The organism is Streptomyces sp. NPDC047014 (assembly GCF_040644195.1).
Lineage (GTDB): Bacteria > Actinomycetota > Actinomycetes > Streptomycetales > Streptomycetaceae > Streptomyces.
On sequence record NZ_JBEYVX010000046.1, the window covers coordinates 16,021 to 39,475 of the forward strand.

The window sequence follows — 23,455 nt, forward strand, 5'->3', positions numbered from 1 at the left end:
TCAAGCGCCACCGGGATCCCGGGTGTCCACGATGCGCGTCGGGTCGTCCTGGGAGTCGCGGGTCTGGTGGGCCTCGACCGGGCCCGCGGGCGGGGCGGACGGGCCGGCCGTGTCCGGGCCCGCCCTCGTCGGCTCGGGGGCGGAGGTCACGCCCGGCCCCTCCGCGACCGCGTACGTGGACAGGCGGCTCCCGTCCCCGTACAGCCAGCGCCCCGAAGCCTCGTCGTAGAGCCAGACCGACTCGCCGTCCAGGACCACACCCGCGCGCAGCCCCCGCAGGGCGCGCCGGAAGCCGTCCGCGTCGGTGTTCCCGGCGGCCAGTTCCTCCAGCGCGTGCCGGTAGCGCTCCAGGGCGTCCGCCCCGTGCGTGAGCAGCGGCCGCGGGTCCTCCGCGCGCAGCGGGGGCCGTCGGCCGGTCGTCGGGGGCGGCAGCGGGACGGAGACGAGCAGCCGCCCGTCCACCCAGGCGCTCCACCCGTTCGCGCACAGAATCTCGGCCCACTCGCCGCGCCGGGTCAGGAGCTGAACGGGCAGGAAGGCGTCCAGGGGCATGGTCGGCCGGGAGACGTCGGGGACCTCCCAGGCGGCCAGCCCCTCGGGCGGCACCACATGGGTGGGCTGGAAGTCCTCGACCACGGCGCCGGGATCCATCGAGCTCATGGGGCCTACTTCCGCATGATCGCGGGCTCGTGCCGGCGCAGCAGCCGGGCGACGAGCACGCCGAAGAGCACGGACAGGACCACCAGCATGCCCATGTTCAGCAGCCAGACGCCGGTGCGGTGGGCGAACAGCGGATCGGCGGCGACGGGCCCCGGCAGGATCGCCGCGAGGTCGATGGTGCCCGCCATGGCGCCGAGCGCCCAGCGCGAGGGGACCAGCCAGGACAGCTGCTCCACCACGGGCACCCCGTGCAGCGGGAGCAGCGCGCCGCAGAAGACCACCTGTACGACGGCGAGGAGGACCAGCAGCGGCATGGTGACCTCCTCCTTGCGGACCAGCGCGGAGACGAGCAGGCCGAGCATCATCGCGGTGAACGCGAGCAGCGCCACGGCGAGGGTGATCTCGGCGAGGGGCGGCATGAGCACCCCCTCGCCGCCGGGGGCGTTGAGGTCCACACCGAGGAGGGCGACCAGCGTGAGGACCACCGCCTGGACGACGGTGACGGCGCCGAGCACCACCACCTTCGACATCAGGTAGGCGGAGCGGGACAGCCCGACGGCGCGTTCGCGCCGGTAGATGACCCGTTCCTTGACCAGCTCGCGTACGGCGTTGGCGGCGCCGGTGAGCACGCCGCCGACGCAGAGGATCAGGAGGGCGTTGATCGCGGTCTCCTGGGTGAGCCGGCTGCCGGACAGCGCGCGGGCCATGACGCCCATGACGAAGGGCAGCGCGACCATGACGGCGAGGAAGGTGCGGTCGGCGCTGAGCACGGCCGCGTAGCGGCGGACCAGGGTGGACAGCTGCGAGCCCCAGCTCTGCGCCTTCGGCGGCGGGGCGACGGCCGCGGCCTCCCCCGTGTCCCGTTCCCCGGCCAGCCAGGGCTGGCGGACGGCGTGCTGGACGTACTTGCGGTGCTGGGTCGAGGCGGCGTAGGCGCCGGCCCAGTCGCGATCCTGGTCCCGTTCGAAGGCTTCGAACGCCTCGGGCCACTCATCGAAGCCGAAGTAGCCGAGGGTTTCGCCGGGCGGGCCGTAGTAGGCGATGCGGCCGCCGGGGGCGAGGACGAGCAGCCGGTCGCAGACGTCGAGGCTGAGCACGCTGTGGGTGACGACGATGACCGTGCGGCCGTCGTCGGCGAGGCCGCGCAGCATGTGCATCACCGAGCGGTCCATGCCGGGGTCGAGCCCGGAGGTGGGCTCGTCGAGGAAGAGCAGGGAGGGCTTGGTGAGCAGTTCGAGGGCGACGGAGACGCGTTTGCGCTGGCCGCCGGAGAGGCTGTGGATGGGCTGGTCGGCGCGCTCGCGCAGGCCGAGTTCCCCGATGACCTCGTCCACCCGGGCCTGGCGTTCGGCCGGGCCGGTGTCCTGCGGGAAGCGCAGTTCGGCGGCGTGGGCGAGGGCGCGGCGGACGGTGAGCTGCGCGTGCAGGATGTCGTCCTGGGGGACGAGCCCGATGCGGCTGCGGAGTTCGGCGTAGTCGCGGTAGAGGTCGCGGCCGTCGTAGAGGACGGCGCCCCGGTCGGCGGGCCGGAGCCCGGTGAGGGCGCCGAGCAGGGTGGACTTGCCGGCTCCGCTCGGGCCGATGACGGCGAGCAGGCATTTGGCGCCGACGGGGAAGGAGACCTGGTCGAGGAGGGTCTTGCGGCCGTGGTCGACGGTGACGGTGAGGCCCTGCACGTCGAGGGAGACCTCGCCGGTGTCCGCGTACTCCTGGAGCTGGTCCCCGACGAGGCACAGGGCCACATGGCCGATGCCGATGATGTCGCCCTCGGTGAGGGGGGCGGTGCCGTCCACGGGGGCGCCGTTGAGGTAGGTGCCGTTGTGGCTGCCGAGGTCGGCGATCTCGTAGCCGCCGTCGGGGCGGGCGCGCAGCTCGGCGTGGCGCCGGGAGACGATCAGCTCGTCGACGACGAGGTCGTTGTCGGGGGCGCGGCCGATGCGTACGGCGGTCCGGGCGGGCAGCGGCAGCACGGCGCTGGGCCGGCGGAAGGTGCCGGTGGAGGAGGGGTTCGAGACCCCGGCGGGGTGGGCGCCGGAGGGGCGTTCGCGAGGGACGAGGACGGCGCGCGGGCCGTCCTCGACGCTGCCGAAGCGCAGTTCGCTGCCGGCGCCGATGTTCCATTCACGGACCCGGTGGCCGTCGGCCCAGGTGCCGTTCAGGCTGTGCTCGTCCTCGACCGTCCAGTGGTCGCCCTCGGCCCGCAGGACGGCGTGGTGCCAGGAGACGCGCGGGTCGTCGAAGCAGATGTCGCTCTGGGGGTCCCGGCCGACGTGATAGGTCCGGCCCGGGCTCATCGGTGTGGAGCCCGTGTCGGTCGACAGGAGGAGCTCGGGTGCGGTCGGCACACCGGGGCGCTGGACCATGAGCAGATTTTCCCACGCACCGGAGCACCCGGCAGGAGTCGGAGAAAACCGCAGGTCAGAGCCCTCTTATGGGTAATGACAACGGTCCCCGTTGCAGCCTTTGCCGATCGCGCCGCGGTGCGCTTCACTTCACGCGACGGCACCCGAGGAACGGCTGCCGCGACCGGGACGGGGGACGCCATGAGTGGCCACGACCACACGCACGACGACCACGGGCACGGGCCCGGCGGGCACAGCCACGGCGTGTCCGCCGACGCCGACCGGCGCTGGCTGGCCATCGCGCTCGCCCTGATCGGCGGGTTCATGGCCATCGAGGTGGTCATCGGCGTCATGGCCCACTCGCTGGCCCTGATCTCGGACGCGGCGCACATGCTCACCGACGCCGTGTCGATCGTGCTGGCGCTGATCGCGATGCGCCTCGCGGCCCGGCCGGCCCGCGGTGGGTTCACGTACGGGCTCAAGCGCGCGGAGATACTGTCCGCGCAGGCCAACGGCCTGACGCTGCTGCTGCTGGCGGTGTGGCTGGCGTACGAGGCGGTGCGGCGGCTGATGAATCCGCCGCCGGTGGAGGGCGGGCTGGTGCTGGTGACGGCGCTGGCGGGGATCCTCGTCAATGTGGCGGCGGCCTGGTGCATCTCGCGGGCCAACCGGTCCTCGCTGGCCGTGGAGGGCGCCTACCAGCACGTGCTGAACGACCTGTTCGCCTTCATCGGGACCGCGGCCGCCGGTCTGATCGTCATGACCACCGGATTCCGGCAGGCGGACGCGATCGCCACCCTCGTGGTGGTGGTGCTGATGGTCAAGGCGGGCTACGGACTGGTCCGCGACTCCGGCCGGATCTTCCTGGAGGCGGCGCCGGCCCATCTGGACCCGGACGCGGTCGGTGACCGGCTGGCCGGGCACCCGCCGGTGACCGAGGTGCACGATCTGCACATCTGGACGATCACCTCGGGCCAGGCGGCGCTGTCCGCGCATGTGCTGGTGGAGCCCGCGGGCGACTGCCACGCCGTACGCCGGGACCTGGAAGGGCTGCTGGAGAAGGAGTACGGGATCACCCACACCACGCTCCAGGTGGACCACGCGCAGGACTCCCTCCTCACGGTGGGCCGCCCGGGCGAGCGTACGTACGATCCGCACTGCGCGGACGCGCACGGCCCGGTCCACCGCGCGGGCCCGCACGACCACTGACGCGGGCCCGCACGACCGCTGAGGGGCGCCCGCACGATCACTGCGGGGCGCCCGGACGGGGCATGCATGGGGGCATGACCTTCAAGCGCAGTGCAGGACTGCTCCTGTTCCGGCGGACCGGCCCCGGCCCGGCGGGCGATCCGGACACGGGTGTCGAGGTGCTGCTCGGCCATATGGGCGGCCCGCTGTGGTCCGGCCGGCAGGCCGGGGGCTGGGCCATCCCCAAGGGGGAGTACGGGCCGGAGGAGACGCCCCGGGACGCGGCCCGGCGGGAGTTCACCGAGGAGATCGGGCTGCCCCCGCCGGACGGCGAGTACCTGCCGCTGGGCGAGGTACGGCTGTCCAGCGGGAAGCTCGTGACGATCTGGGCGGTGGAGGCGGACCTCGATCCGGCGCTGATGGTGCCGGGGACCTTCACCATGGAGTGGCCGCCGCGCTCCGGAAACGTACAGGAGTTCCCGGAGCTGGACCGGGTGGACTGGTTCACGCCCTCCACCGCCCGGGAACTGCTGATCAAGGGCCAGGTTCCGTTCCTGGAGCGGCTGCTGGGGCTGCTGAAGGCTTGACCAGAGCGCGTACTTGCCAAGCTCCGCGCCTGCCAGGACATTGCACCCATGACCAACGTCGTGCTGGTGGGGACCCTGGACACCAAGGGTGTGGAGTACGGCTGGCTGCGCGAGAGGCTGCTGCGCGCCGGCGTCGGAGTGGTACTGGTCGACACGGGGATCATGGGCGAGCCCCGGGTGGCCGCCGATGTCCCGAGGGAGGCGGTGGCGCGGGCCGCCGGGACGGAGCTGTCCGTGCTGCGGACGGACGCCGGCCGGGGCGGGGCGGTGACGGCGATGGCCCGCGGTGCGGAGGCGACCCTGCTGCGCCTGCACGCCGAGGGCCGGCTGGACGGGGTCCTCGCGATCGGCGGCAGCGGCGGCACCTCCATCGCCACCCGGGCGATGCGGGCCCTGCCGCTGGGCGTGCCGAAGCTGATGGTCTCGTCCATGGCGTCCGGGAACACCGCCCCCTATGTGGGCTCGTCGGACATCACGATGATGTACAGCGTCGTGGACATCGCGGGCATCAACAGCGTGTCCGAACCCATCCTGGGCAACGCCGCCGCGGCCGTCGCCGGGATGGCCCGGGCCTACGCACGCCTGGACCACCACCGGCCGGCGCTGGACGAGGGCCGCGAGGGCGGCCGCCCGCTGGTCGCGGCGAGCATGGCGGGGGTGACCACGGCCGGGGTGGACGCGGCGCGCGAGCGGCTGACGGAACTGGGCTACGAGGTCCTCGTCTTCCACGTCAGCGGTACCGGCGGCCGCACCCTGGAGACCCTGGCCGGGCAGGGCGCCTTCGCGGGCGTGCTCGACCTGACCCTCAGCGAGCTGGCCGACGACCTGTGCGGGGGCATCCTCACGGCCGGGCCGGACCGGCTGAGCGCCGCCGGGCGGGCCGGTGTGCCGCAGGTGGTGAGCCTGGGCGCGCTGGACATGGTGAAGTTCGGCCCGCTGGAGTCCCTGCCGCAGCGGGTCCTGGACCGGGGGGTGCACGTGCACAACCCGTCCATCACGGTGATCCGGACGAGCGAGGCGGAGTGCGCGGAGCTGGGCCGCCGGGTCGCCGCCAAGCTGCGCGCGGCGACGGGGCCCACCGAGGTGTGCGTCCCGCTCCGTGGACTGTCCACCCTGGGCGCGCCGGGCGGGCCGTACCATGACCCGCGCGCGGACCGGGCGCTGTTCTCGGCGCTGCGCGAGGGCTTGCGGGGCAGTGCCGCGCGGCTCCACGACTACGACACGCACATCAACGACCCGGTCTTCGGGCGTGCGGCCGCGGACCGGCTGCACACCATGATCGGCTCGGTGTCGGCCGCGGCCTGAGAGCCCCGCACCGCGGGGAACCGGCCGCGGTGCGATCCACGTCCCTTGAGGAGTCCGGGTCCGGCCGTCAGCGGCCGGCTCCCGGGCTGCTCAGGGGAAGGACTCGGCGCCGTACGGCGGGCAGGGGGGCACGCAGGATGGACACGCGGACGGCATGGTCGGTCCCCGGGTACACGGAGGTCCGTGAGCTCGGTTCGGGCGGCAGCGGCCGGGTGGTACTCGCCGTGCACGCGGCCACGGGCACGGCGGTCGCGGTGAAGTACCTCAGCGACCGGCTGCGCGAGGACCCGGCGTTCGTCGGGGAGTTCCGGGCCGAGGCGCGCCTGCTGGGCGGGCTGGAGAGCCCGTATGTGGTGCGCCTGTACGAGTACGTGGAGGCGCCCGGCGGCGCCGCCATCGTGATGGAGCTCGTGGACGGTATCTCCCTGCGCGCGCTGCTGCGGCAGTCCGGGCAGGCCGACGCCGAGGCCGCGCTGGTGGTCCTCAAGGGCTCGCTGCTCGGGCTGGCGGCCGCGCACCGGGCGGGGGTCGTGCACCGGGACTACAAGCCGGAGAACGTGCTGGTCGCGGCCGACGGCTCCTCGAAGCTGGTGGACTTCGGCATCGCGGCGAACCGCGGCAGCACGCCCGGCGTGGCCGGTACGCCCGCCTATATGGCCCCCGAGCAGTGGCAGGGCCGTCCGGCGTCGCCCGCCGCCGATGTGTACGCGGCGACCGCGACCTTCTTCGAATGCCTCACCGGCCGCAAGCCCTACGACGGGGAGAACTTCGCGGAGCTGGCCGTCCAGCACATCGAGGCCCCGGTACCGGAGACCGAGGCCCCGGAGCCGGTGCGTCCGCTGATCCGGCGCGGTCTGGCCAAGGCGCCCGAGCAGCGGCCGGAGAACGCCGAGGCGTTCGTGGCGGAGCTGGAGGACGTGGCCCTGGCCGCCTACGGGCCGGACTGGGAGGAGCGCGGGCAGCGCAAGCTGGCGGCGCTCGCCGCCCTGCTGCCGCTGCTCTTCCCGTCGGCGGGCGGCCCGGCGGCGGGCACCACCGCCGCGGCCACGACCACGCTCGGCGGCGGTGCGGGCTGGGCTCCCGGCCGCCGCGGCTGGCTCGCGGCGGGGATCGCGCTGGTGCTGGGAGCCGTACTGGTGATGACGACCGACGCGATCGGCGCCTCCCCCGGCGGGGCCTCGGCGCTCAGCGCCTTCGCCACCACGAGCGCCGCCCCGCCCGGCTCCGCCTCCCCCTCGCCGGGCCCGTCGGTGCCGGCCTCGCCGTCGGCGGTGCCCAGCGCTTCGGCCTCCCCGAGCCCTTCGCCGTCCGCGTCCGCCTCCCCGTCCGCCTCGGCCTCCGCGTCACCGACGCCTACGTCGTCCCCGACTGCGACCCTGACCGGGAAGCCGACGCCGACTCCCACCCCGACACCCACGCCCACCCCCACGCCGCCGGTGAAGGTGACGGCGGTGGACGTGGCGCTCCGGACGAGTGTGTACCGCGGCGAGGCGAGCATCACGGTCTCCGCCACGGGCACCGGGCCGGTCACCGTGACGGTGCAGTGGTTCCTCGGCGGCTCGCAGGGCGCCTACACCGTGCCCGACGGCAGCGAGTCGTTCACGGTCCAGGCCGGGTCGACCGTCACCACCACCCGGCAGCACACCTTCACCCGGGACCGCGGCTGCTACGGCGGGGTACGGGTGACCACCAAGCCGGCCGCGGGCAACAAGTCCGCGGCGGACTCCCAGTACCTGGCGCGCTGCGTGGAGGCCCCACGATGAGCGACCCGCGTCCCGGCGAAAGCGGCAGCGGCTCCCGCTCCGACTCCGACTCCGGCTCCGGCTCCGGCTCCGCCGAGTACAGCGCCACCGTTCTCGGCAGCCACTGGTTCAGCGGCCCCCCGGCCGGTACGGAGCCGGTGGCGCCCGACCGCGTCGAGGGCTCCGTGCTCCGCTTCGGCCCCGGGGTCACCGCGGCCCTGCCCGCGCCCTTCCCGCTCACCGCGACCCTCGCCGAACCGCCCCGGCGGCGCCGGGGGCAGGGGCTGCGCCGGTACACCCTCGCCGCGGTGGTGCTGGCCGCCGTCCTCGCGTACCTGGGCTGGCAGCGGCTCGGGCCGGGGATCGAGGTCCGCGACCTGACGCTGACCACCGGTACGCCCGCCTGCGACTCCACGGCCGATGTCGTGGCCCTCGTGGCCACCGACGGGCGGCCCGGTGTGCTCACCTACCGGTGGGTCCGCAGCGACGGCACCCGGTCCGAGGAGCTGACCGAGCGGGTGCCGCGCGGGCAGCGGGAGGCCCGGCTGCACCTGCTGTGGACCTTCAAGGGCACGGGCAGCTATCCGGCGCGGGCCGAACTCCAGCTGCTCTCCCCGGACCGGCGCACCGCCGCGGTGGACTTCACGTACACGTGCGCCCCGTAGCCGGACGGGGCCCGGCGCTCAGAAGCGGGCGTGCGCGGTGATGTCCGCCTCGAACTCGCCCGTCATCGCCGGGGTCACCGTCGGCCGGCACTGCCGGACGGCCTCCAGGTAGTCCGCGGTGCCGGCGCCGAGCCGGCCGGCCGCCGCGCCCCGCGCGTCCACCACCTCCAGGTCCCGTTCGAAGGACACCTGCGCGGCGATCCGCGCCGCGTGCTCGATGTCGGCGGGGGTGAACAGCTCGGTCGCCTCCACCAGCGCGTCCACGTCGACGTCCGCGCGGCCCGCCGTGTAGCGGCCCCAGATCGCGGCGCGCGCCCCGGCGTCGGGGGTGCCGATCGGGATGAGGTAGTCGAAGCGGCCGGGCCGCAGGAAGGCGGGGTCGAGGGAGCGGATGGAGTTGGTGGCGCACACCAGCAGCCGTTCGTCGCCCTCGCGGAAGCCCGGTATCAGCTTGAGCAGTTCGTTCGTCACGCCGTGGATGCCGCCGGGCTGGGCCGGTTCGGTGCGTACGGGGGCGATCTCCTCGACCTCGTCGATGAAGACGAGCACCCGCTCCAGCTCCGCGATCCGCGCGAAGGCGTCGCGCAGCGCGGTGGCGAGGTTGCCCTCGTCGGCGAGGCGGGAGGGCAGCAGTTCCACGAAGGGCCAGCCGAGCCGGGAGGCGATGGCGCGGGCGAAGGTGGTCTTGCCGGTGCCGGGCGGTCCGAAGAGGGTGATGGCGCGCGGCGGCCGGACCCCGTGCGCGGCGGCCCGTTCGGGTTCCGCGAGGGGCAGCACCACGCGCCGTTCGATGAGGTCCTTCTCCTTCTCCATGCCGGCGACCTTCGACCACAGGCCGCCCTGGAGGAAGCGGCCGCCGAGGTCGTCGAGGAGGCCCGCGGCCGGTCCGTGCAGCGGCTCGGTCTTCTCGAAGTAGGCGACGGCGGGCTGCCGGGTGTAGCCGGCGTTCAGCAGCCCCTCGCCGAGCATGTCCTCCTCGGGCAGGACATAGGCGATACGGCCGACGCGGGCGGCGATGAGCCGCCGTTCCAGTTCGACGAGGAGGGCGCTGGCCAGGCCCCGGCCGCGCCATCCGGAGGCGATCGCGATCCGCATGACCCAGGCCCGCTCCCCCGTGACGCAGGCGAGCGCCGCACCGATGGGCACGCCCTGGTGGACGGCGACCACGCAGGGCTGGCGGCCGGTCAGCGCGCTGATGCACTCCGCGAGCGAGAAGACCGACTCCTGCCCGAGCTCCGCCGTGGTGTCGATGAGATGGACCACCGCGGCGAGATCGCTCTCGCGGTAGTCATGGATGAGCCAGTTCACCGGGTACCGCCCCTCGTTCGTGCTCCTGCGGCGAGGCTAGGGGCGGCCGGGGCCCCTGTTCACGCTCCGCCCTGCACAACAGCCGGGCGGGAAACCCTCCGTGTCGTCCATAGACTGGTGGCTTCCGCCGAAAGCCCGCCCCGAGGATCCGCGCAGCTTCATGACATCCGACATACCCGCCATACCCGACTCCCCTCTTTCCGTTCGGCGGCGGCGCCGGCACCTCGTGTGGCTGATACCGGTCGGGTGGACGCTGGCCCTCGGACTGTGGGGGCTCTCGCGGCAGGACAGCGTGTGGCGGGACGAGGCGGCGACCTGGCAGGTGGCCGGGCGGCCGGCGGGCGAGATCTGGCGGATGCTCGGCAATGTCGACGCCGTGCACGGGCTCTACTACCTGCTGATGCACGGCCTGTTCGAGGTGTTCGGGGCGAGTACGACGACTCTGCGGCTGCCCTCGGTGCTGGCGGTCGCGGCGGCCGCCGCGTGCGTGGCCCTGATCGGGCGGCGGCTGGCCGGTCCCGCCGTGGGGCTGGGCGGCGGGCTGGCCCTCGGGCTGCTGCCGGCCGTGCAGTTCTACCTCCAGGAGGGCCGGCCGTACGCGCTGGTCGCGGCCGGGGCCGGGCTGTCGACGCTGCTCCTGATGTCCCTGCTGGGGACCGGGCCCGGGCGGCGGGTCTGGCCGCGCTGGACGGCGTACGGAGCGGCCGTACTGGTCTGCGCGCTGCTGAACTGGCTGTCGCTGCTGATCCTGCCCGCGCACGCGGTGACCCTGTGGTGGGTACGGGCCCGGCGCGGGCTGTGGCCGCGCTGGGCGGCGGCCTCGGCGGGGGCCGTGGCGGGGGCGCTGCCGCTGGTCCTGTTCAGCCGGGGGCAGTCCGAGCAGGTGTCGTGGATACCGCCGCTGACCTGGCACATGCTGATCGGCCCGGCGCTCCTGCTGGCCGTGGGCGGGCTCGGGGCGCTGGCGGACCGGCCCGCGCGCGGACGGCTCTCGCCCGCCGCGGTCGGGCTGCCGCTGCTGGCGGTGCCGCAGCTGGGGCTGATCGGGCTGTCGCTGGCGCAGCCGCTGTTCCTGGACCGGTACGTGCTGTTCAGCATGGTCGGGCTGGCGCTGCTGATCGGGGCGGGGCTGGGGGCGGCCGTACGGGCCTGCGCGCCCCGGTTCCCGAGGGCGGCGGGCCTGCTGGTGCCGGGGGTGGTCGGGGTGGCGGCGCTGGCGCTGCTGCCGGTGGAGCTGGCCAAGCGGGCGCCCGCCAGCCGGGTGGACGACGTACTGGCGGTGGCGGGCGAGGTGGCGGAACTCAAGGGGGACGGGGACGGGGTGCTGTTCCTCCCGGCGGCGCGGCGGGACACCGCGCTGGTCTCCCCCGGGGCGTTCACGGGCCTGAGCGACCTGGCGCTGGCCGTGACCCCGGCGGCCTCGGCCACCCTCAAGGGCGAGGAGGCGGAGCCGGAGCGCATACGGGCCGCGCTGCTCGGGCAGCGGCGGGTGCTGCTGGTCACGGACGCGGCGGGCGTGGCGAAACCGCCCTCGGCGGAGCGGGACAAGGCCAAGGCGGCGGCGCTGCGGGAGCACTTCGAGGTGGTCGCGGACCGGCAGGTGCGGGGCCGCCGGGTGACGGTGTACGAGCGCCGCCGGTAGGGCGCCGGGCGAGGGCGTTTCGTACGGGAGCGGGGGTCCTGTCCCGGCATGGGCCGGGTTTCACAGGGGCTTCACCGGCTTTACCGGATTCACAGCGGATTCATACGGAACAACGCCGTCCGGTCACAGGTTCGGTGGGCAGGGTGGCTGCATGATCCGCCACGTGCTCCCCCGAACGGCCCGGCGCTCCCGTGCGCGGCGGGCCCCACGGATCCTGCTCGCGCTGGCCGCGACGACGGCGCTGCTCGGCGTGGGGGTGCCGGGCGACCCGGGCGGGACCCCGCTCGGCGTCACCGTACGGGCGCAGCCGGACCGGGTCGCCGACCGGGTGGGCGCCCTCTTCGCGGGCGGGCTCGACGGCGGCCATTTCTGCACCGCCGCCGTGGTCCGCAGCGACGACCGCGATGTGATCGCCACCGCCGCGCACTGCCTGGAGAACCCCGGTACCACCGTGTTCGCGCCCGGCTACCGCGACGGAGAGGCCCCGTACGGCCTGTGGCGGATCACCGGGGTGCACATCGCCCCCGGCTGGACGGACGGGCAGGACCCGGACGACGACATCGCCTTCGCGACGGTGGCCGCGGTGGACTCCGGGGAGACCCGCGCCGTCGAGGACCTGGTGGGCGGCTTCCCGGTGGCACCCGGGCAGTCCGACGGGCCCACGGTGACGGTGGTCGGCTACCCGCGGACCCTGGAGGTCCCGCTGCGCTGCGCCAACACCACCCGCCTGTACTCGGCCACCCAGCGCCGGATCGGCTGCCCGGACCTCAGCGGCGGTACGAGCGGCAGCCCGTGGCTGGTGGACGGCGCGCTGGCCGGGGTGCTCGGCGGGCACGAGGGCGGCGGCACCGTGCCGGAGGTCTCCTACAGCGCGGTGATGGGCGACCAGGCGGTGGAGCTGTACCGGGAGGCGGCCGACGAGGGCTGAGGCGGCCGTACGGCTCCTACCGCCGTCCGGCGGGGACGCCCTCCGCCCCGGCACCCGAGCGCTGCGCGGGGAACAGCCCGAGCGGGACCCGGGAGGAGGAGGCCGAGGAGCGGATGTCGCCCATGCCGCGCCGCAGGCTGTCGCGCAGCAGGCGGCCGAGGGGCCGCTCGACCAGCCGGTGCACGAGCCAGGCCAGGACCACCATGCCGGCGGTCACCCCGAGCACCAGGGGTACGGGGGCCAGGTCCCGGCGGAAGTGATGGATGAGGGTGAGCCCCGCCATCATGTGGATCAGGTACAGCGGATAGGTGATCGCTCCGGCGTGCGGCAGCCAGCTCCACCGGATGCCGTCGAGGGCGCCGAGCGCGATGGCCGCCATGAGGGCGAAACCGCAGGCGATGATCACATGGGCGGGCCAGGGCGGGGTCTGCTCGGCGGCGGCCCGCCCCAGGTTGCTGATCATCCGGGCGTGCACATAGTGCTGCGCGAGCAGGAACTGCACGCCGACGAGGGCCCACATCACGGCGTTCTGCCCGAAGCGGCGCATCAGGTAGAAGGCGATGCCAGCGATGAAGTACGGGGAGGCGGACGGGACGGCGAAGAAGGACAGCACCCCGTTGTCCGCGGTCGGCGCCACGATGCCCGCGAGGGTCCAGAGCGCGCAGAAGAGCACGCAGTTGCGGTAGGTCACACCGCGCAGGACGACGAGCGCGAAGAGCACGTAGAACTTGAGCTCCACGAACAGCGTCCAGTAGGCGTCGTCGATGTGCGGGACGCCGATCCCGCCCTGGAGCATCGACAGGTTCACCATGACATCGCTGAACGAGTGGACCTGCCGCACCTCGGGCCAGGTGAACAGCACCAGCGAGGTGAAGATCACGGCCGCCCAGTAGGCGGGGAAGAGCCGGGAGGCCCGGGAGACCGCGAAGTCGCCGAGGCCGCGCCCCCAGGCGCTCATACAGATGACGAAGCCGCTGACCAGGAAGAAGATCTCGACGCCGAGCCAGCCGTAGACCGCCAGCCGGTGGCCCAGCGGGAAGACCCCGGCCGTCGGCTCGCCCCAGGCACTCTCCAGGGCGGTGTAGTGGTAGAAGAGCACGGAGAGCGCGGCGAGCACCCGGACGCCGTCGAGAGCGGCCAGCCGGGGGCCGGGCGCTCCGCTCCGTATGGTTCCGCCCGGCTGCGTCTCACCGGCTGCTGCGCCCGTGCCCATTCTCGACCGTCCTCATCTCTGGTACGACGGTCCGATCAACGCCGCCGGGTCCCGGGAACCCTACACGCGGCCGCGCCGCCCCCCGGTCCCGTCGGCCGGGCGCTACTCGGTGATCCCGGCGGGGACCTCGAACCAGGTGGGCTCCTCGCGCAGGGCCCGGTGGATGCGGTCCAGGGCGAAGGGCTCCAGCGGCGGCAGCGCGTCCACCTCGAACCAGTCCACCTCCAGCGACTCGTGGTCGTTGGCCCGCGCCTCGCCGCCCGTGGCCCGGCAGCGGAAGGTGATGTCCTGGAACTGGCAGACGTCCCCGTTGGGGTAGGTGATCGGCGCGAGCATCTGGACCAGGACGACCCGCTCGGGCACGCACCGCACGGCCGTCTCCTCGTACACCTCGCGTACGGCGGTCTCGGCCGGCTGCTCCCCCGGCTCGGCGATGCCGCCGACGACGGACCAGCGCCCGGTGTCGCTGCGCCGGCCGAGCAGCACGCGGCCCCGGTCGTCGAGGACGATGGCCGTGACCCCGGGCAGCAGGAGCAGCTGGTGCCCGGCGGAGGCACGGATCCGGCGGATGAAATCGGGTGTGGTCATCCCCCGACCCTACGAGGCTCCGGGCACGCGGGACCGGCCCGGTGGGGCACCGGGCGCGCCGGGGGCCCGGTGGGGTCCCCCGGCGCGACGTGGCCCGGTGGGGTCACGCGGCGCGACGTGGCCAGGTGGGGTCACTCGGCGCGGCGGGCGCGGATGCGGCCGGCCAGGACCGCGCCGAGTCCGCCGGCGGCGAGCAGCAGCAGGGCGTACTCGGGCAGCGGGCCGAGCGCGGTGGCCGGCGTACGCCCGGAGCGCAGCGGGATCTCGGCCACCAGGGCGTCGGCGGTGAACATCTTGGTCTCGGCGACGACGCGCCCGTCCGGGCGGATGACGGCGCTGACCCCGCTGGTGACGGGCACGAGCACGGTCCGGCTGTGCTCGACGGCCCGGATCCGGTCCATGGCGAGCTGCTGGTAGGTCATCTGGGTCCGGCCGAAGGTGGCGTTGTTGCTGGGTACGGCGATCACCTGGGCGCCGTCGCGGACGGTGGAGAGGACGGCGTCGTCGAAGGCCGCCTCGAAGCAGGTGACCATGCCCACGCCGCTGCCGGCCATGTCGAAGACGCCCGGGTCCTTGCCGGGGCCGAAGTCGCGGCGCACCCGGTCCACGTCGGAGTTGACGAGCCGGACGAAGGAGCGCATGGGGATGCGCTCGCCGAAGGGCTGGATCTTGCGCTTGTCGTAGGTCTTGGTGGGCCCGGAGACCGGGTCCCAGAGGATCATCGTGTTGCGCAGCGGACCCGTCTCGGGCGCGACGACCGCGCCGATGGCCACGGGGACGCCGATGGCCTTGACGGCCTGGTCGATGACGGCGTAGGCGTCCGGTTCGGCGTAGGGGTCGAGGTCGGAGGAGTTCTCGGGCCAGAGCACGAAGTCGGGCTTGGGGACGCGCCCGGCCCGGACGTCCTCGGCGAGCTGGACGGTCCGCTTGGCGTGGTTGTCGAGGACGGCGCGGCGCTGGGAGTTGAAGTCGAGGCCGAGGCGGGGCACGTTGCCCTGGATGACGGCGGCCACGGCGGTGCCGTCCTCGGCGGCGTCGGAGACCAGCGGCCGGGCGGCGAGGCCCGCGACGACGGGGGCGGCGACGGTGAGCGCGGTCAGCGCGGCGGTGGTGCGGCCGGGGTGGCGGCGGGCGATGCGCAGGGCCTCGTACAGCCCGAATCCGCAGAGGGCGACGCCGAAGGAGAGCAGCGGGGTGCCGCCGAGCGCGGCGAGCGGGGTGAAGACGCCGTCGGCCTGGCCGAAGGCGAGCTTGCCCCAGGGGAAGCCGCCGAAGGGGGCGCGGGCGCGCAGCGCCTCCCCCGCCACCCAGACGGCGGCGGCGAGAACCGGCCAGGCGCGCAGGCGGCTGACGAGGGCGATACCGAGGCCGGTGAGGCCGTAGAAGAGGGCTTCGAGGGTGCTCAGCGCCAGCCAGGGCACCGGGCCGACCTCCTCGCCGGTCCAGACGAGCAGCGGCAGCAGGTAGCCCAGCCCGGCGAGGGTGCCGAGCCCGAAGCCGGCCCGGGCGCGGCGGCCGTACAGGCAGCCGGCGAGCAGGGCGAGGGCGAAGGGGGCGAGCCACCAGAGGGGGCGGGGCGGGAAACTCAGGTAGAGCAGCACCCCGGCGAGTACGGCGAGCACGGGCCGCAGGAGCGCGGCGGCCTTGCGGCGCGGCGCGGTGGGGGTCATCGCGTCGGGCCCGCCCGTGGAGGTATCGGTGGACGGCGGGGGCATATCCGGAACCGCCGGCTTCACACTGCTGCTCATCTGGCGGAGTGTACGTCCCCGGGTGGCTGGATCCGGTAAGCGCGGTCGGCGGCGGGGCTCGGGCCCGCCCGGCGGATCACGGCCTATCGGGTGAGGGCCCGCAGGTGGGTGCGGATCACCCGGACGGCGTTCTCGGCGTCGTCGACGGTCACCGTGAACACCTTGCCGTCCCCGAGGGTCAGCGACAGCCCCTCGCCGCGGCGGACGATCACCGCGGTGCCCTTCTGGGGGCGCCAGCGGTAGCCCCAGCCGCCCCAGTGCTGCGGGGTGATCCGGGGCAGGAACTCGGCCGCCGCCACGTGGGCGAGGGGGATGGTGCGGCGCGGGATGCCGATGTGGCCGCAGCGCACGAGGACGGCCTCGGAGTCGACGGTGACGGAGACGTTCACGAAGGCGAGGGTCCCGTAGAGCATGAGCAGCCCGGCGGCGAGGCAGCCGGTCACGGCCATGAGCAGCGGGATGAAGTCGGCGCTCCAGGCGGCGTTGTCCACGGCGAGCTCGACCCCGAGCGCCACACAGGCCGCACCGGCCGCGGCGAGCAGCCACTGCAGGGGGTTGGATGCCCGGCCCGTCCAGAACGGTCCGGGTGGATGACCCGTCATACCCAGCAGCGTACCCACGTTCCCCCACCCAGCCACCGCCCCGACCCGCGGGGGTGAGCGGGGGGGCGCGGCCCGGCTCGCCGGACGGCCACGAAGGGAGCCCCGCGCTCCGCGCGGATGCCGACCGCTTCACGCCGTCACCCCGGATGCCGTGGACGAGGCGCTGGGCGGTGGCGTAGTCGGGGGCGATCGCCTCGGGCACCCACTCGATACCGTCGCCCCGGCACGCCGCCCAGAGGTCCAGCGGCTCGTCGGGGTCATCCACAGCCACACTCCTCTCCCAGGGGCCCGCGAGCTAGCGCAGAGGCCAGGAGTCGGCAGGATCATCGAGCCACGCCCGGTGGCCCTCGGGGCCGACCGTCAGACCGAACCGCTCAGGACCTGGGCACCCTTTCCCGACCCACCACCGGTGGGCTTCCTCGACCTCGTCCCACAGCCGGCGGGGGCCGTGCTGGTAGACGGTGAAGTCATCACCCTCGCCGCCGTCGTGGTCCACGGCCGCCCACGACGTGCCGTCCGTCGTCGCGATCCACAGCCGGTCGGCGACACCGTCCACGGGATCGTCCTGCCAGGTGTGCCAGACGTCGCCCAGCCGGTGACCGACGGCGAAGGCGGCATCACCCGAGACCACCGCCCGGCGCGGCAAGGTCGTCACCGACTCCTCCGGCCGGTGCTCGTCCTTCACCACGTCGCGGTGGATCAGGAGATCCTGCCGCTGCGTGCGCATGAGCATGAAGGCGCTGTACGGGCTGTACCGGCCCGTGGCCGTCCCGTCGTCACCGACCACCAGGCGCAGCAGACCCCAGCAGATCCAGGGGTTGTCCCAGGGGGTGAGGATCACGCCGCCGGGTCGGGTCTGCGCGATTCAGTGCGGCGGCACGCGCCGTACGGAGCAGGTGGCCAGCACGCGGTCGTACGGCGCCCGGGGCCCCCAGCCGAGGCGGCCGTCACCGCACACCACCGTGGGGTGGTGGCCGAGACACGCCAACGCCTCCCGGGCCCGGTCGGCCAGGGCGTGGTCCACCTCGACGGTGACCAGGTCGGCGGCACCGATGCGATGGCTGATCATGCCGCTGTCCCATCCGGTGCCGGTGCCGATGTGCAGCACCTTCGCGCCGGGTGCGATGTCGGCGCCTTCGAGCATCCGGAACACCACCGAGGGGTGGGAGGCGGAGGAAGAGGGCCAGGCGTCGTCCGGCCCGTCCGGCTCGGCGCCGTCGTTGACCTGGGTCACGACGGGGGTGAGTGCGTAGGCGGCGCTCCACCAGTCGGCCGCGTCCGTCAGGCGGTCCACGGGCCGGTAGCGGCCGTCCCGGTCCGCCCAGATCCGGTCGGGCAGGAAGTGGTCGCGTGGGACGGCCACGGCCGCCTTCTGCCACTCGGGGCCCACGTCGTGGCCAAGGTCCTCGGAAACGGCCTGGAGCAGGCCGCGCGTGGCGTCCTGCCCCGGACTCCGGTGGGAGCTGGTCACTTCTTGTGCTTCCCGCCGCTGGGCGGGTTCTGCGTGTCCGGGCTGGGCTTGGACGTGCCCGGGTCCTTGTCCCCCGAGTGCTGGCCCTGCCCGCCGTCGTTGCCTCCGGATCCTCCGCCGGAAGATCCGCCCTTGCCTGTACCCCAGCCCATGGCCGCCTCCTGCATGATCGTCGTCACGGTGGTGGTGTTCGCAGCACTTCGTGAGGAACACGCTAGGGAAGAAGCCCAGTTGGATTCCAGGAAGTTCCACCGAATTCCACGCCAGTTACCCGAGGGAGCCAATCGCGGCCGAGACCAAGCCCCTCGCTGCGGCGCCGAAGACAGCGGCTTCCGACAACCACTCAAAAGCCTTCACGTACTGGGCGATCTCCGATGGGGCCGTGACGTTCACAGCGGCCGTCAGTGTCTCGACCTGCACCTGTTGCGTGTCGTAGAGGGAGAAGGTCTCCAGCGGCCACATGCGCCGGTCACCGTGAAGGGGATAACCCCGAGGGAGACCGCGGGGAGCGACATCACGGACAGCAGATGTCCGAGCTGCCCGGCCATCGCCTCGGCGTCACCGAGACGCTGCCGCAGCACGGCCTCTTCCACCAGGATCGCAAAACGGTGGTCACCCTGCCGGAGTACGCGTGCTCGATCCACGCGCGCGGCGACCGCCTCGGCCACGTCGTTGGGCACCTGCCTGAACTCCGTGATCGCTGAGAGCAACGCCGTTGCGTAGGCCGGGGTCTGGAGCAGTCCCGGGACGACGTTGGAGCAGTAGACGCGGAAGGACTGTGTGCGCTCGTACAAGGGGACGTACGACTCCTGGAGCCGCCGCAGGCCCGTGCGCTGCACGCGCCTCCACTCGACATAGGCGCTTTGGGCCGAACGGGAAGCCGCGATCAGATCCGGAGCTTCGTCGGGAACGCCACAGATGGTGCACCACGCGCGGATGTCGGCGTCGGAGGGCGGCGTGGTCGCGTTCTCCAGCCGGCTTGCCTTCGAGGGGTACCAGCCGGCACGGTCGGCGACCTGCCGCGCCTTCAGCCCAGCGTCCAGGCGGATGCTCTTGAGGCGCTCCGCCAGCGCCTCGCAGGCCGCCTGGACACTCGACGACGGGGATGGTGCCATCGGTACTGTCGTGCCTCAGACGGTGTACTGGGCATGCGGAATCGCACGGTCCCAGACACCCTCGAAGGCTGTCGCGCACAGCTTCGCGACCTCCGGGCGCTCGTCCACTTCGTCCCCGAGGTAGACGCCTTCGCCGGAGAAGTGACCGAACCGCACCACCTGGTCGTCGAAGACCCAGAAGTCGTTCCCTGGCAGTGCGATGTCCGATGCCTTCCGGCGCGGAAGCCAGCGGATGTCCTCACCGGCCGCCACGTTCGTGAACGTACCGTCGTACAGGTACCGCGTGTACTCGCTGAATGGCTCCGAGACGATCCGCGCACGGCGGATGACGACGCCACGGGCGGTCGCCTCCGACACCATGTCGAGCCACGGCCGCCACCAGGACGCCCGATCGGCCGGGTTGTGCCGGTGCCCCGCCTTCCATGCGGCTACGCGGGGAGCCTCGTCGGGGTCGTCGTAGCTGTCGCGCATCTCCAGATGGACGGCGGATCGCCTACAGGCAGCAAGCAGTTCACTGAACGGCGGTGCCGCTTGCGGCATCGAAAGCCTCCTTGATGATGGCGGCCATCCGAACCGGGATCCGGACGATACCTTCGCCGTCGGGGATGGTCCTACGGATCGACCCTCACCGCGGACGCCGGACACGTCAAGGGCGCATTCAGGCGGGCGCTCGATGCGGCGCCACTGGCCGGAACTTCGGGGCGTAGGTACACCTGCTGCCCCCGGTCGGCCCGCCCAGCGGATCGGAGTCGGCGCCTTCCCCCACCTGCTACGTGCCCGGCTACGCTGGAGGCCACCGGCCTGAGACGAGCCGGAGCGTCTTCGCCCGTTGGCTGGTCGTCAGCCACTCGCACCCCAGGAGGACCCGTGAGCTCTCGGCTTGATCGGGTCGTTGGGGCTGTGGTCGGGGCTGCTGTGGGGGATGCGCTCGGGGCGCCCTATGAGTTCGGTGAGGCCGGGCAGTTGACCGTGCGGGGGGCCGAGATGTGTGCCGGTGGGGGGTGGGAGGCGGGGGAGGCCACCGACGATACGCAGATGGCCGTGCTTGTCGGTGAGTCGTTGCTGGAGTGCCGCGGGCTCGAACTGCCGGATGTTTTCGCCCGCTTCCAGCGGTGGGCCGCCGGGGAGCCCAAGGACATCGGGCTGCAGACCGAGGACGTGCTGACGAACGGCGCGTCCTGGGATTCCGCCGCCGCCCTGCACTTTCAGATCAACGCCCGCGCCGCGGGCAATGGTTCCCTCATGCGGGCGTCCACCTCGGCCGTGTACTTCGCCCCCGCCGGGCAGGCGGCGAGCATGGAGGCCGCGCGGCGGATCGCCGCGCTGACGCACGGCGACCGGGCCGCCTGGGAGGGGACGGCGATCCTGCACGGGCTCGTCCGCGTCGCCCTGGACGGCGCGGATCCGCTCGTGGCCCTCCCCGGCGTGCTCGCCGCCGTGCATCCGGATCACCGGGAGCGCTACGGGTGCGTACTGGCCCCCGACTGGCACCCCGGCCTCGCCACCGAGTTCAACGGGGCGGTCTGGCCCTGCCTGGGCTCGGCCGTGTGGGCGCTGCGGACCACCGGTGGGTTCGCGGAGGCCGTGCGGGCCGCCGTCGATCTCGGCGGGGACACCGACACCGTCGCGGCGGTGACCGGCACCCTCGCCGGGGCCCGGTACGGCCGGGCCGCCGTGCCGGAGGAGTGGACGGACCCGCTCCATGTCCCGCTGCCCGGGTACGGGGACCGGGTGCTGAACGCCGACGACCTGTGCGTGCTCGCTCAGCGGCTCGCGGAGGCGGGCTCGGACGCCGCGAAGGACGCCGCGAAGGACGCCTCCGGCTGAAGCTCCAGCCGCCGCCCCCGGAACCCGGCCCGCAGCCGCCGGTCGTGCGTGACCAGGACCAGCGTGCCGCCGAACCCCGCCAGCGCCGCCTCCAGCTCCTCCACCAGCGCGGGCGCCAGATGGTTCGTCGGCTCGTCCAGCAGGAGCAGGTCCAAGGGTCGCGTCACCAGCCGGGCCAGCTCCAGTTTGCGGCGCTGGCCGGCCGAGAGGGTACGGACCGGCCGGGCCAGATCGGCCGGGGTCAGCAACCCCATCCCGGCGACCTGGTCCGCGTACTCCTCGCCGAACAGCTCGACGGCCGACCGGTGTTCGCCCGGCCCCGGATCCCCCTGCCGCAGCAGTCCCGCGCGCCGGGGAGCCCGTACGACACCGTGTACGGGCGCCAGTTGGCCCGCGAGCAGCTGCAACAGGGTCGACTTACCAGCGCCGTTCGGCCCGGTGACCAGCAGCCGCTCCCCCGGTGCGAGCGTGAGTGAGACCGGTGCGAGACGGCCGGGCACGGCGGCGCCGGCCAGTTCGGTCGGTCCCGCCGCGCCCTCGGTGAACCGTCCGGTGAAGGTGAGCGGCCGCGGAGGCGGCGGCACGGGGCGCTCGGTGAGCCGGTGCAGGCGCTCGCGGGCGTTGCGGATCCGGCTCGCCGCGCCGTGCGTGCGCGAGCGGGCGCGGAAGGCGCCGGCTCCGCTGAAACCGCGCGGCAGCTTCCGCGGGATCGCGCCGATCCGCTCGATGGAGCTGTCCGCGAGCCGCTCCGCGTCCCGGACCTCCGCGCGCCATTCCTCGTACTCCCGCTGCCGGCGGGCCCGTTCGGCGGCGCGGGCCGTCAGGAAGCCGGCGTAGCCGTTGCCGTAGCGGCGTACGGTCCTCCGGTCCTGGTCGACTTCGAGGACGGCGGTGGTGACGCGGTCGAGGAAGAGGCGGTCGTGGGTGACGGCGACGACGGTTCCGCGGTGGGCGCGCAGGCGCTCCTCCAGCCAGGCGACGGCCTCGTCGTCGAGGTCGTTGGTGGGCTCGTCGAGCAGGAGCAGTTCCGGTTCGGAGGCGAGGGCCGCCGCGAGGGCGAGCCGGGAGCGCTGGCCGCCGGAGAGGGTGGCGAGCCGGCGGTCCCGGTCGATCGGGGCGCGTTCGCCGAGGCGGCGCAGGGTGGTCGCGACCCGGCGCCCGGCGTCGCGGCCGCCGCGGGCGTCGTAGGCGGCGAGGAGGTCTCCGTACGCGGCCAGTTCGTCGGGACCGGCCCGGTGCAGGACCGATTCGGCGGTGCGGATACGGCGCTCCAGGGCGCGGAGGTCCGCGAGGGCGAGGTCGATCGCGTCACCGACGCGGGCGGCCGGGGGCAGATCGAGGGTCTGGGCGAGGTGCGCGAGGCCGCCGGGGGCGGTGACGGTGATCTCGCCGTGGTCGGGGCGTTCGAGTCCGGCGAGGAGCCGGAGCAGGGTGGACTTGCCGGAGCCGTTGTCCCCGACGACCCCGACCCGCTCGCCGGGCCGGACCGTGCAGCTGACCCGGTCCAGGACGACGCGGGTGTCGTAGCTCTTGGTGACCTCGGACAGGACGATCTGGGTGGAGGCGAGTGGAGTGCGCAAGGGCGGTTCCCTTCGATGGCGAGTTCTGGCGGTTTTGCGAGACGATACGGACCGTCTCGCAACACGCCCAACAATAAACACCGCAGGGCGGATGCGCAAGACGCTACGTCTCGCGGGGGGGGTGGCGGTACGGGTGATCAGCCGACGGGGGCGCCGAGGCCGGCGAGCAGGCGGCCCTCGGCGTAGGCGAGGGCGGCGGCGGGCAGTTCCCCTTCGCGGCCGCTGCGCAGGACGGTCAGGCCGCCGGTGCGCGGGAGGCCGGGCTCGGGCGGGACGCCGAGGCGGCGCAGGGCCTGGACGGCGACGGGCTCGGCCGAGCCGTGGAACACGATCCCGGCGCCGCCGGTACGGGCGGCGAGGGCGGCCCGGATCGGGCTCTCGGTCAGCTCGTAGTGCGTGCAGCCGAGTACCACGTCGGTGACGTCGGCCGGGGTCAGCGCGGCGGCCGCGGCGACGGCGGCGTTCACGGCGGTGTCGTCGGCCGCCTCGACGGCGTCGGCGAGTCCGGGGCAGGGCACCTCGGTGACGCGGGCCCCGGCGGCGAAGTCGCGGATGAGGCCGCGCTGGTACGGGCTGCCGGTGGTGGCGGGCGTGGCCCAGATCGCCACGCGGCCCCTGGCGGCGGAGGCGGGCTTGATCGCGGGCACGGTACCGATGACCGGGATCGCCGGTTCGAGTTCGGCCCGCAGGGTGTCCAGGGCGTGCACGGTGGCGGTGTTGCAGGCCACGATCAGCGCGTCGGGGCGCAGCGCGGCGGCGGCCCGGGCGACGGCGACGGCCCGCTCGGTGAGGTCGGCGGGGGTCCGCGGGCCCCAGGGCATCCCGTCGGGGTCGGAGGACAGCACGAGATCCGCGTCCGGCCGCAGCCGCCGCACCGCCGCGGCCGCCGCGAGGAGGCCGATTCCGGAGTCCATGAGCGCGATCTTCACCCGCCCACCTTAATC

The 23,455-nt window shown here is 74.0% G+C and carries 21 protein-coding genes and 1 pseudogene; 8 read left to right on the forward strand and 14 right to left on the reverse strand.

Annotated features, from left to right (window positions below):
* Together ABZ873_RS22610 and ABZ873_RS22615 are read right to left on the reverse strand one after the other, a co-directional pair.
* The gene (locus tag ABZ873_RS22610; RefSeq protein WP_360874960.1) at positions 1-660 is read right to left on the reverse strand and encodes a hypothetical protein; all 660 of its coding nucleotides are present in this window, start codon (positions 658-660) and stop codon (positions 1-3) included.
* Positions 661-665: 5 nt separating this feature from the next.
* Positions 666-3,023, reverse strand: coding sequence for an FHA domain-containing protein (locus ABZ873_RS22615; protein WP_360874963.1), 2,358 nt, complete (start codon positions 3,021-3,023; stop codon positions 666-668).
* A 180-nt stretch (positions 3,024-3,203) separates the two neighbouring features.
* Here ABZ873_RS22615 and ABZ873_RS22620 point away from each other — a divergent pair, with 180 nt between their 5' ends.
* The 5 genes from ABZ873_RS22620 (at position 3,204) to ABZ873_RS22640 (ending at position 8,489) form a co-directional block, all read left to right on the forward strand.
* Positions 3,204-4,211 carry a cation diffusion facilitator family transporter gene (locus tag ABZ873_RS22620; protein ID WP_360874966.1) on the forward strand — a complete coding sequence of 336 codons (1,008 nt, stop codon included), beginning with the start codon at positions 3,204-3,206 and terminating at the stop codon, positions 4,209-4,211.
* A gap of 74 nt (positions 4,212-4,285) precedes the next feature.
* Positions 4,286-4,777, forward strand: a complete 492-nt coding sequence (locus tag ABZ873_RS22625) for an NUDIX domain-containing protein (RefSeq protein WP_360874968.1) — start codon at positions 4,286-4,288, stop codon at positions 4,775-4,777.
* A gap of 48 nt (positions 4,778-4,825) precedes the next feature.
* Entirely contained in the window at positions 4,826-6,082 is a 1,257-nt protein-coding gene (locus ABZ873_RS22630) for a Tm-1-like ATP-binding domain-containing protein (protein ID WP_360874971.1), read from the forward strand.
* A gap of 137 nt (positions 6,083-6,219) precedes the next feature.
* Positions 6,220-7,845: a serine/threonine-protein kinase gene (locus tag ABZ873_RS22635; RefSeq protein WP_360874974.1), complete on the forward strand. Its 1,626-nt coding sequence runs from the start codon at positions 6,220-6,222 to the stop codon at positions 7,843-7,845.
* Positions 7,842-8,489, forward strand: coding sequence for a hypothetical protein (locus ABZ873_RS22640; RefSeq protein WP_360874977.1), 648 nt, complete (start codon positions 7,842-7,844; stop codon positions 8,487-8,489). The genes ABZ873_RS22635 and ABZ873_RS22640 overlap by 4 nt, the downstream gene beginning before the upstream one ends.
* 18 nt (positions 8,490-8,507) lie before the next feature.
* Here the strand turns inward: ABZ873_RS22640 and ABZ873_RS22645 are convergent, their stop codons facing one another.
* On the reverse strand, positions 8,508-9,797 hold the full coding sequence (locus ABZ873_RS22645; protein WP_360874979.1) for a bifunctional GNAT family N-acetyltransferase/ATP-binding protein: 1,290 nt from the start codon (positions 9,795-9,797) through the stop codon (positions 8,508-8,510).
* A gap of 160 nt (positions 9,798-9,957) precedes the next feature.
* Between ABZ873_RS22645 and ABZ873_RS22650 the strand changes: the two genes are divergently transcribed.
* Together ABZ873_RS22650 and ABZ873_RS22655 are read left to right on the forward strand one after the other, a co-directional pair.
* A complete protein-coding gene (locus ABZ873_RS22650) occupies positions 9,958-11,439 on the forward strand; it encodes a hypothetical protein (RefSeq protein WP_360874982.1) in 1,482 nt (493 codons plus the stop codon).
* Between the two features lie 163 nt (positions 11,440-11,602).
* Entirely contained in the window at positions 11,603-12,367 is a 765-nt protein-coding gene (locus tag ABZ873_RS22655; RefSeq protein ID WP_360874985.1) for a trypsin-like serine protease, read from the forward strand.
* 16 nt (positions 12,368-12,383) lie between these two features.
* Here the strand turns inward: ABZ873_RS22655 and ABZ873_RS22660 are convergent, their stop codons facing one another.
* The 9 genes and pseudogenes from ABZ873_RS22660 to ABZ873_RS22700 form a co-directional block, all read right to left on the reverse strand.
* On the reverse strand, positions 12,384-13,580 hold the full coding sequence (locus tag ABZ873_RS22660) for an acyltransferase (protein WP_360874988.1): 1,197 nt from the start codon (positions 13,578-13,580) through the stop codon (positions 12,384-12,386).
* Positions 13,581-13,682: 102 nt separating this feature from the next.
* Entirely contained in the window at positions 13,683-14,168 is a 486-nt protein-coding gene (locus ABZ873_RS22665) for an NUDIX domain-containing protein (protein WP_360874991.1), read from the reverse strand.
* Positions 14,169-14,299: 131 nt separating this feature from the next.
* Positions 14,300-15,838 carry an apolipoprotein N-acyltransferase gene (gene lnt, locus ABZ873_RS22670; protein ID WP_360875031.1) on the reverse strand — a complete coding sequence of 513 codons (1,539 nt, stop codon included), beginning with the start codon at positions 15,836-15,838 and terminating at the stop codon, positions 14,300-14,302.
* Between the two features lie 161 nt (positions 15,839-15,999).
* Complete coding sequence (locus tag ABZ873_RS22675; RefSeq protein WP_360874994.1) at positions 16,000-16,518, reverse strand: hypothetical protein; 519 nt, start codon at positions 16,516-16,518, stop codon at positions 16,000-16,002.
* Between the two features lie 295 nt (positions 16,519-16,813).
* Positions 16,814-17,359 carry a hypothetical protein gene (locus ABZ873_RS22680; RefSeq protein WP_360874996.1) on the reverse strand — a complete coding sequence of 182 codons (546 nt, stop codon included), beginning with the start codon at positions 17,357-17,359 and terminating at the stop codon, positions 16,814-16,816.
* A gap of 24 nt (positions 17,360-17,383) precedes the next feature.
* A complete protein-coding gene (locus ABZ873_RS22685) occupies positions 17,384-17,989 on the reverse strand; it encodes a hypothetical protein (RefSeq protein ID WP_360874999.1) in 606 nt (201 codons plus the stop codon).
* Positions 17,986-18,168 carry a hypothetical protein gene (locus ABZ873_RS22690; RefSeq protein ID WP_360875002.1) on the reverse strand — a complete coding sequence of 61 codons (183 nt, stop codon included), beginning with the start codon at positions 18,166-18,168 and terminating at the stop codon, positions 17,986-17,988. Before ABZ873_RS22690 ends, ABZ873_RS22685 begins: the two co-directional genes overlap by 4 nt.
* An 88-nt stretch (positions 18,169-18,256) precedes the next feature.
* Positions 18,257-19,104: pseudogene (locus ABZ873_RS22695) on the reverse strand (helix-turn-helix transcriptional regulator).
* Positions 19,105-19,119: 15 nt separating this feature from the next.
* Positions 19,120-19,644 (reverse strand): DUF6879 family protein, encoded by a 525-nt coding sequence (locus ABZ873_RS22700; protein WP_360875005.1) that lies wholly within the window; start codon positions 19,642-19,644, stop codon positions 19,120-19,122.
* 327 nt (positions 19,645-19,971) lie between these two features.
* Here ABZ873_RS22700 and ABZ873_RS22705 point away from each other — a divergent pair, with 327 nt between their 5' ends.
* A complete protein-coding gene (locus tag ABZ873_RS22705) occupies positions 19,972-20,931 on the forward strand; it encodes an ADP-ribosylglycohydrolase family protein (RefSeq protein WP_360875008.1) in 960 nt (319 codons plus the stop codon).
* On the opposite strand, the gene ABZ873_RS22710 is transcribed toward ABZ873_RS22705, so the two are convergent.
* Together ABZ873_RS22710 and ABZ873_RS22715 are read right to left on the reverse strand one after the other, a co-directional pair.
* The gene (locus ABZ873_RS22710) at positions 20,868-22,511 is read right to left on the reverse strand and encodes an ATP-binding cassette domain-containing protein (protein ID WP_360875011.1); all 1,644 of its coding nucleotides are present in this window, start codon (positions 22,509-22,511) and stop codon (positions 20,868-20,870) included. The two genes, ABZ873_RS22705 and ABZ873_RS22710, sit on opposite strands and share 64 nt — an antisense overlap.
* A 137-nt stretch (positions 22,512-22,648) precedes the next feature.
* Positions 22,649-23,440 carry an aspartate/glutamate racemase family protein gene (locus ABZ873_RS22715; RefSeq protein ID WP_360875014.1) on the reverse strand — a complete coding sequence of 264 codons (792 nt, stop codon included), beginning with the start codon at positions 23,438-23,440 and terminating at the stop codon, positions 22,649-22,651.
* Between the last annotated feature and the right edge of the window lie 15 nt (positions 23,441-23,455).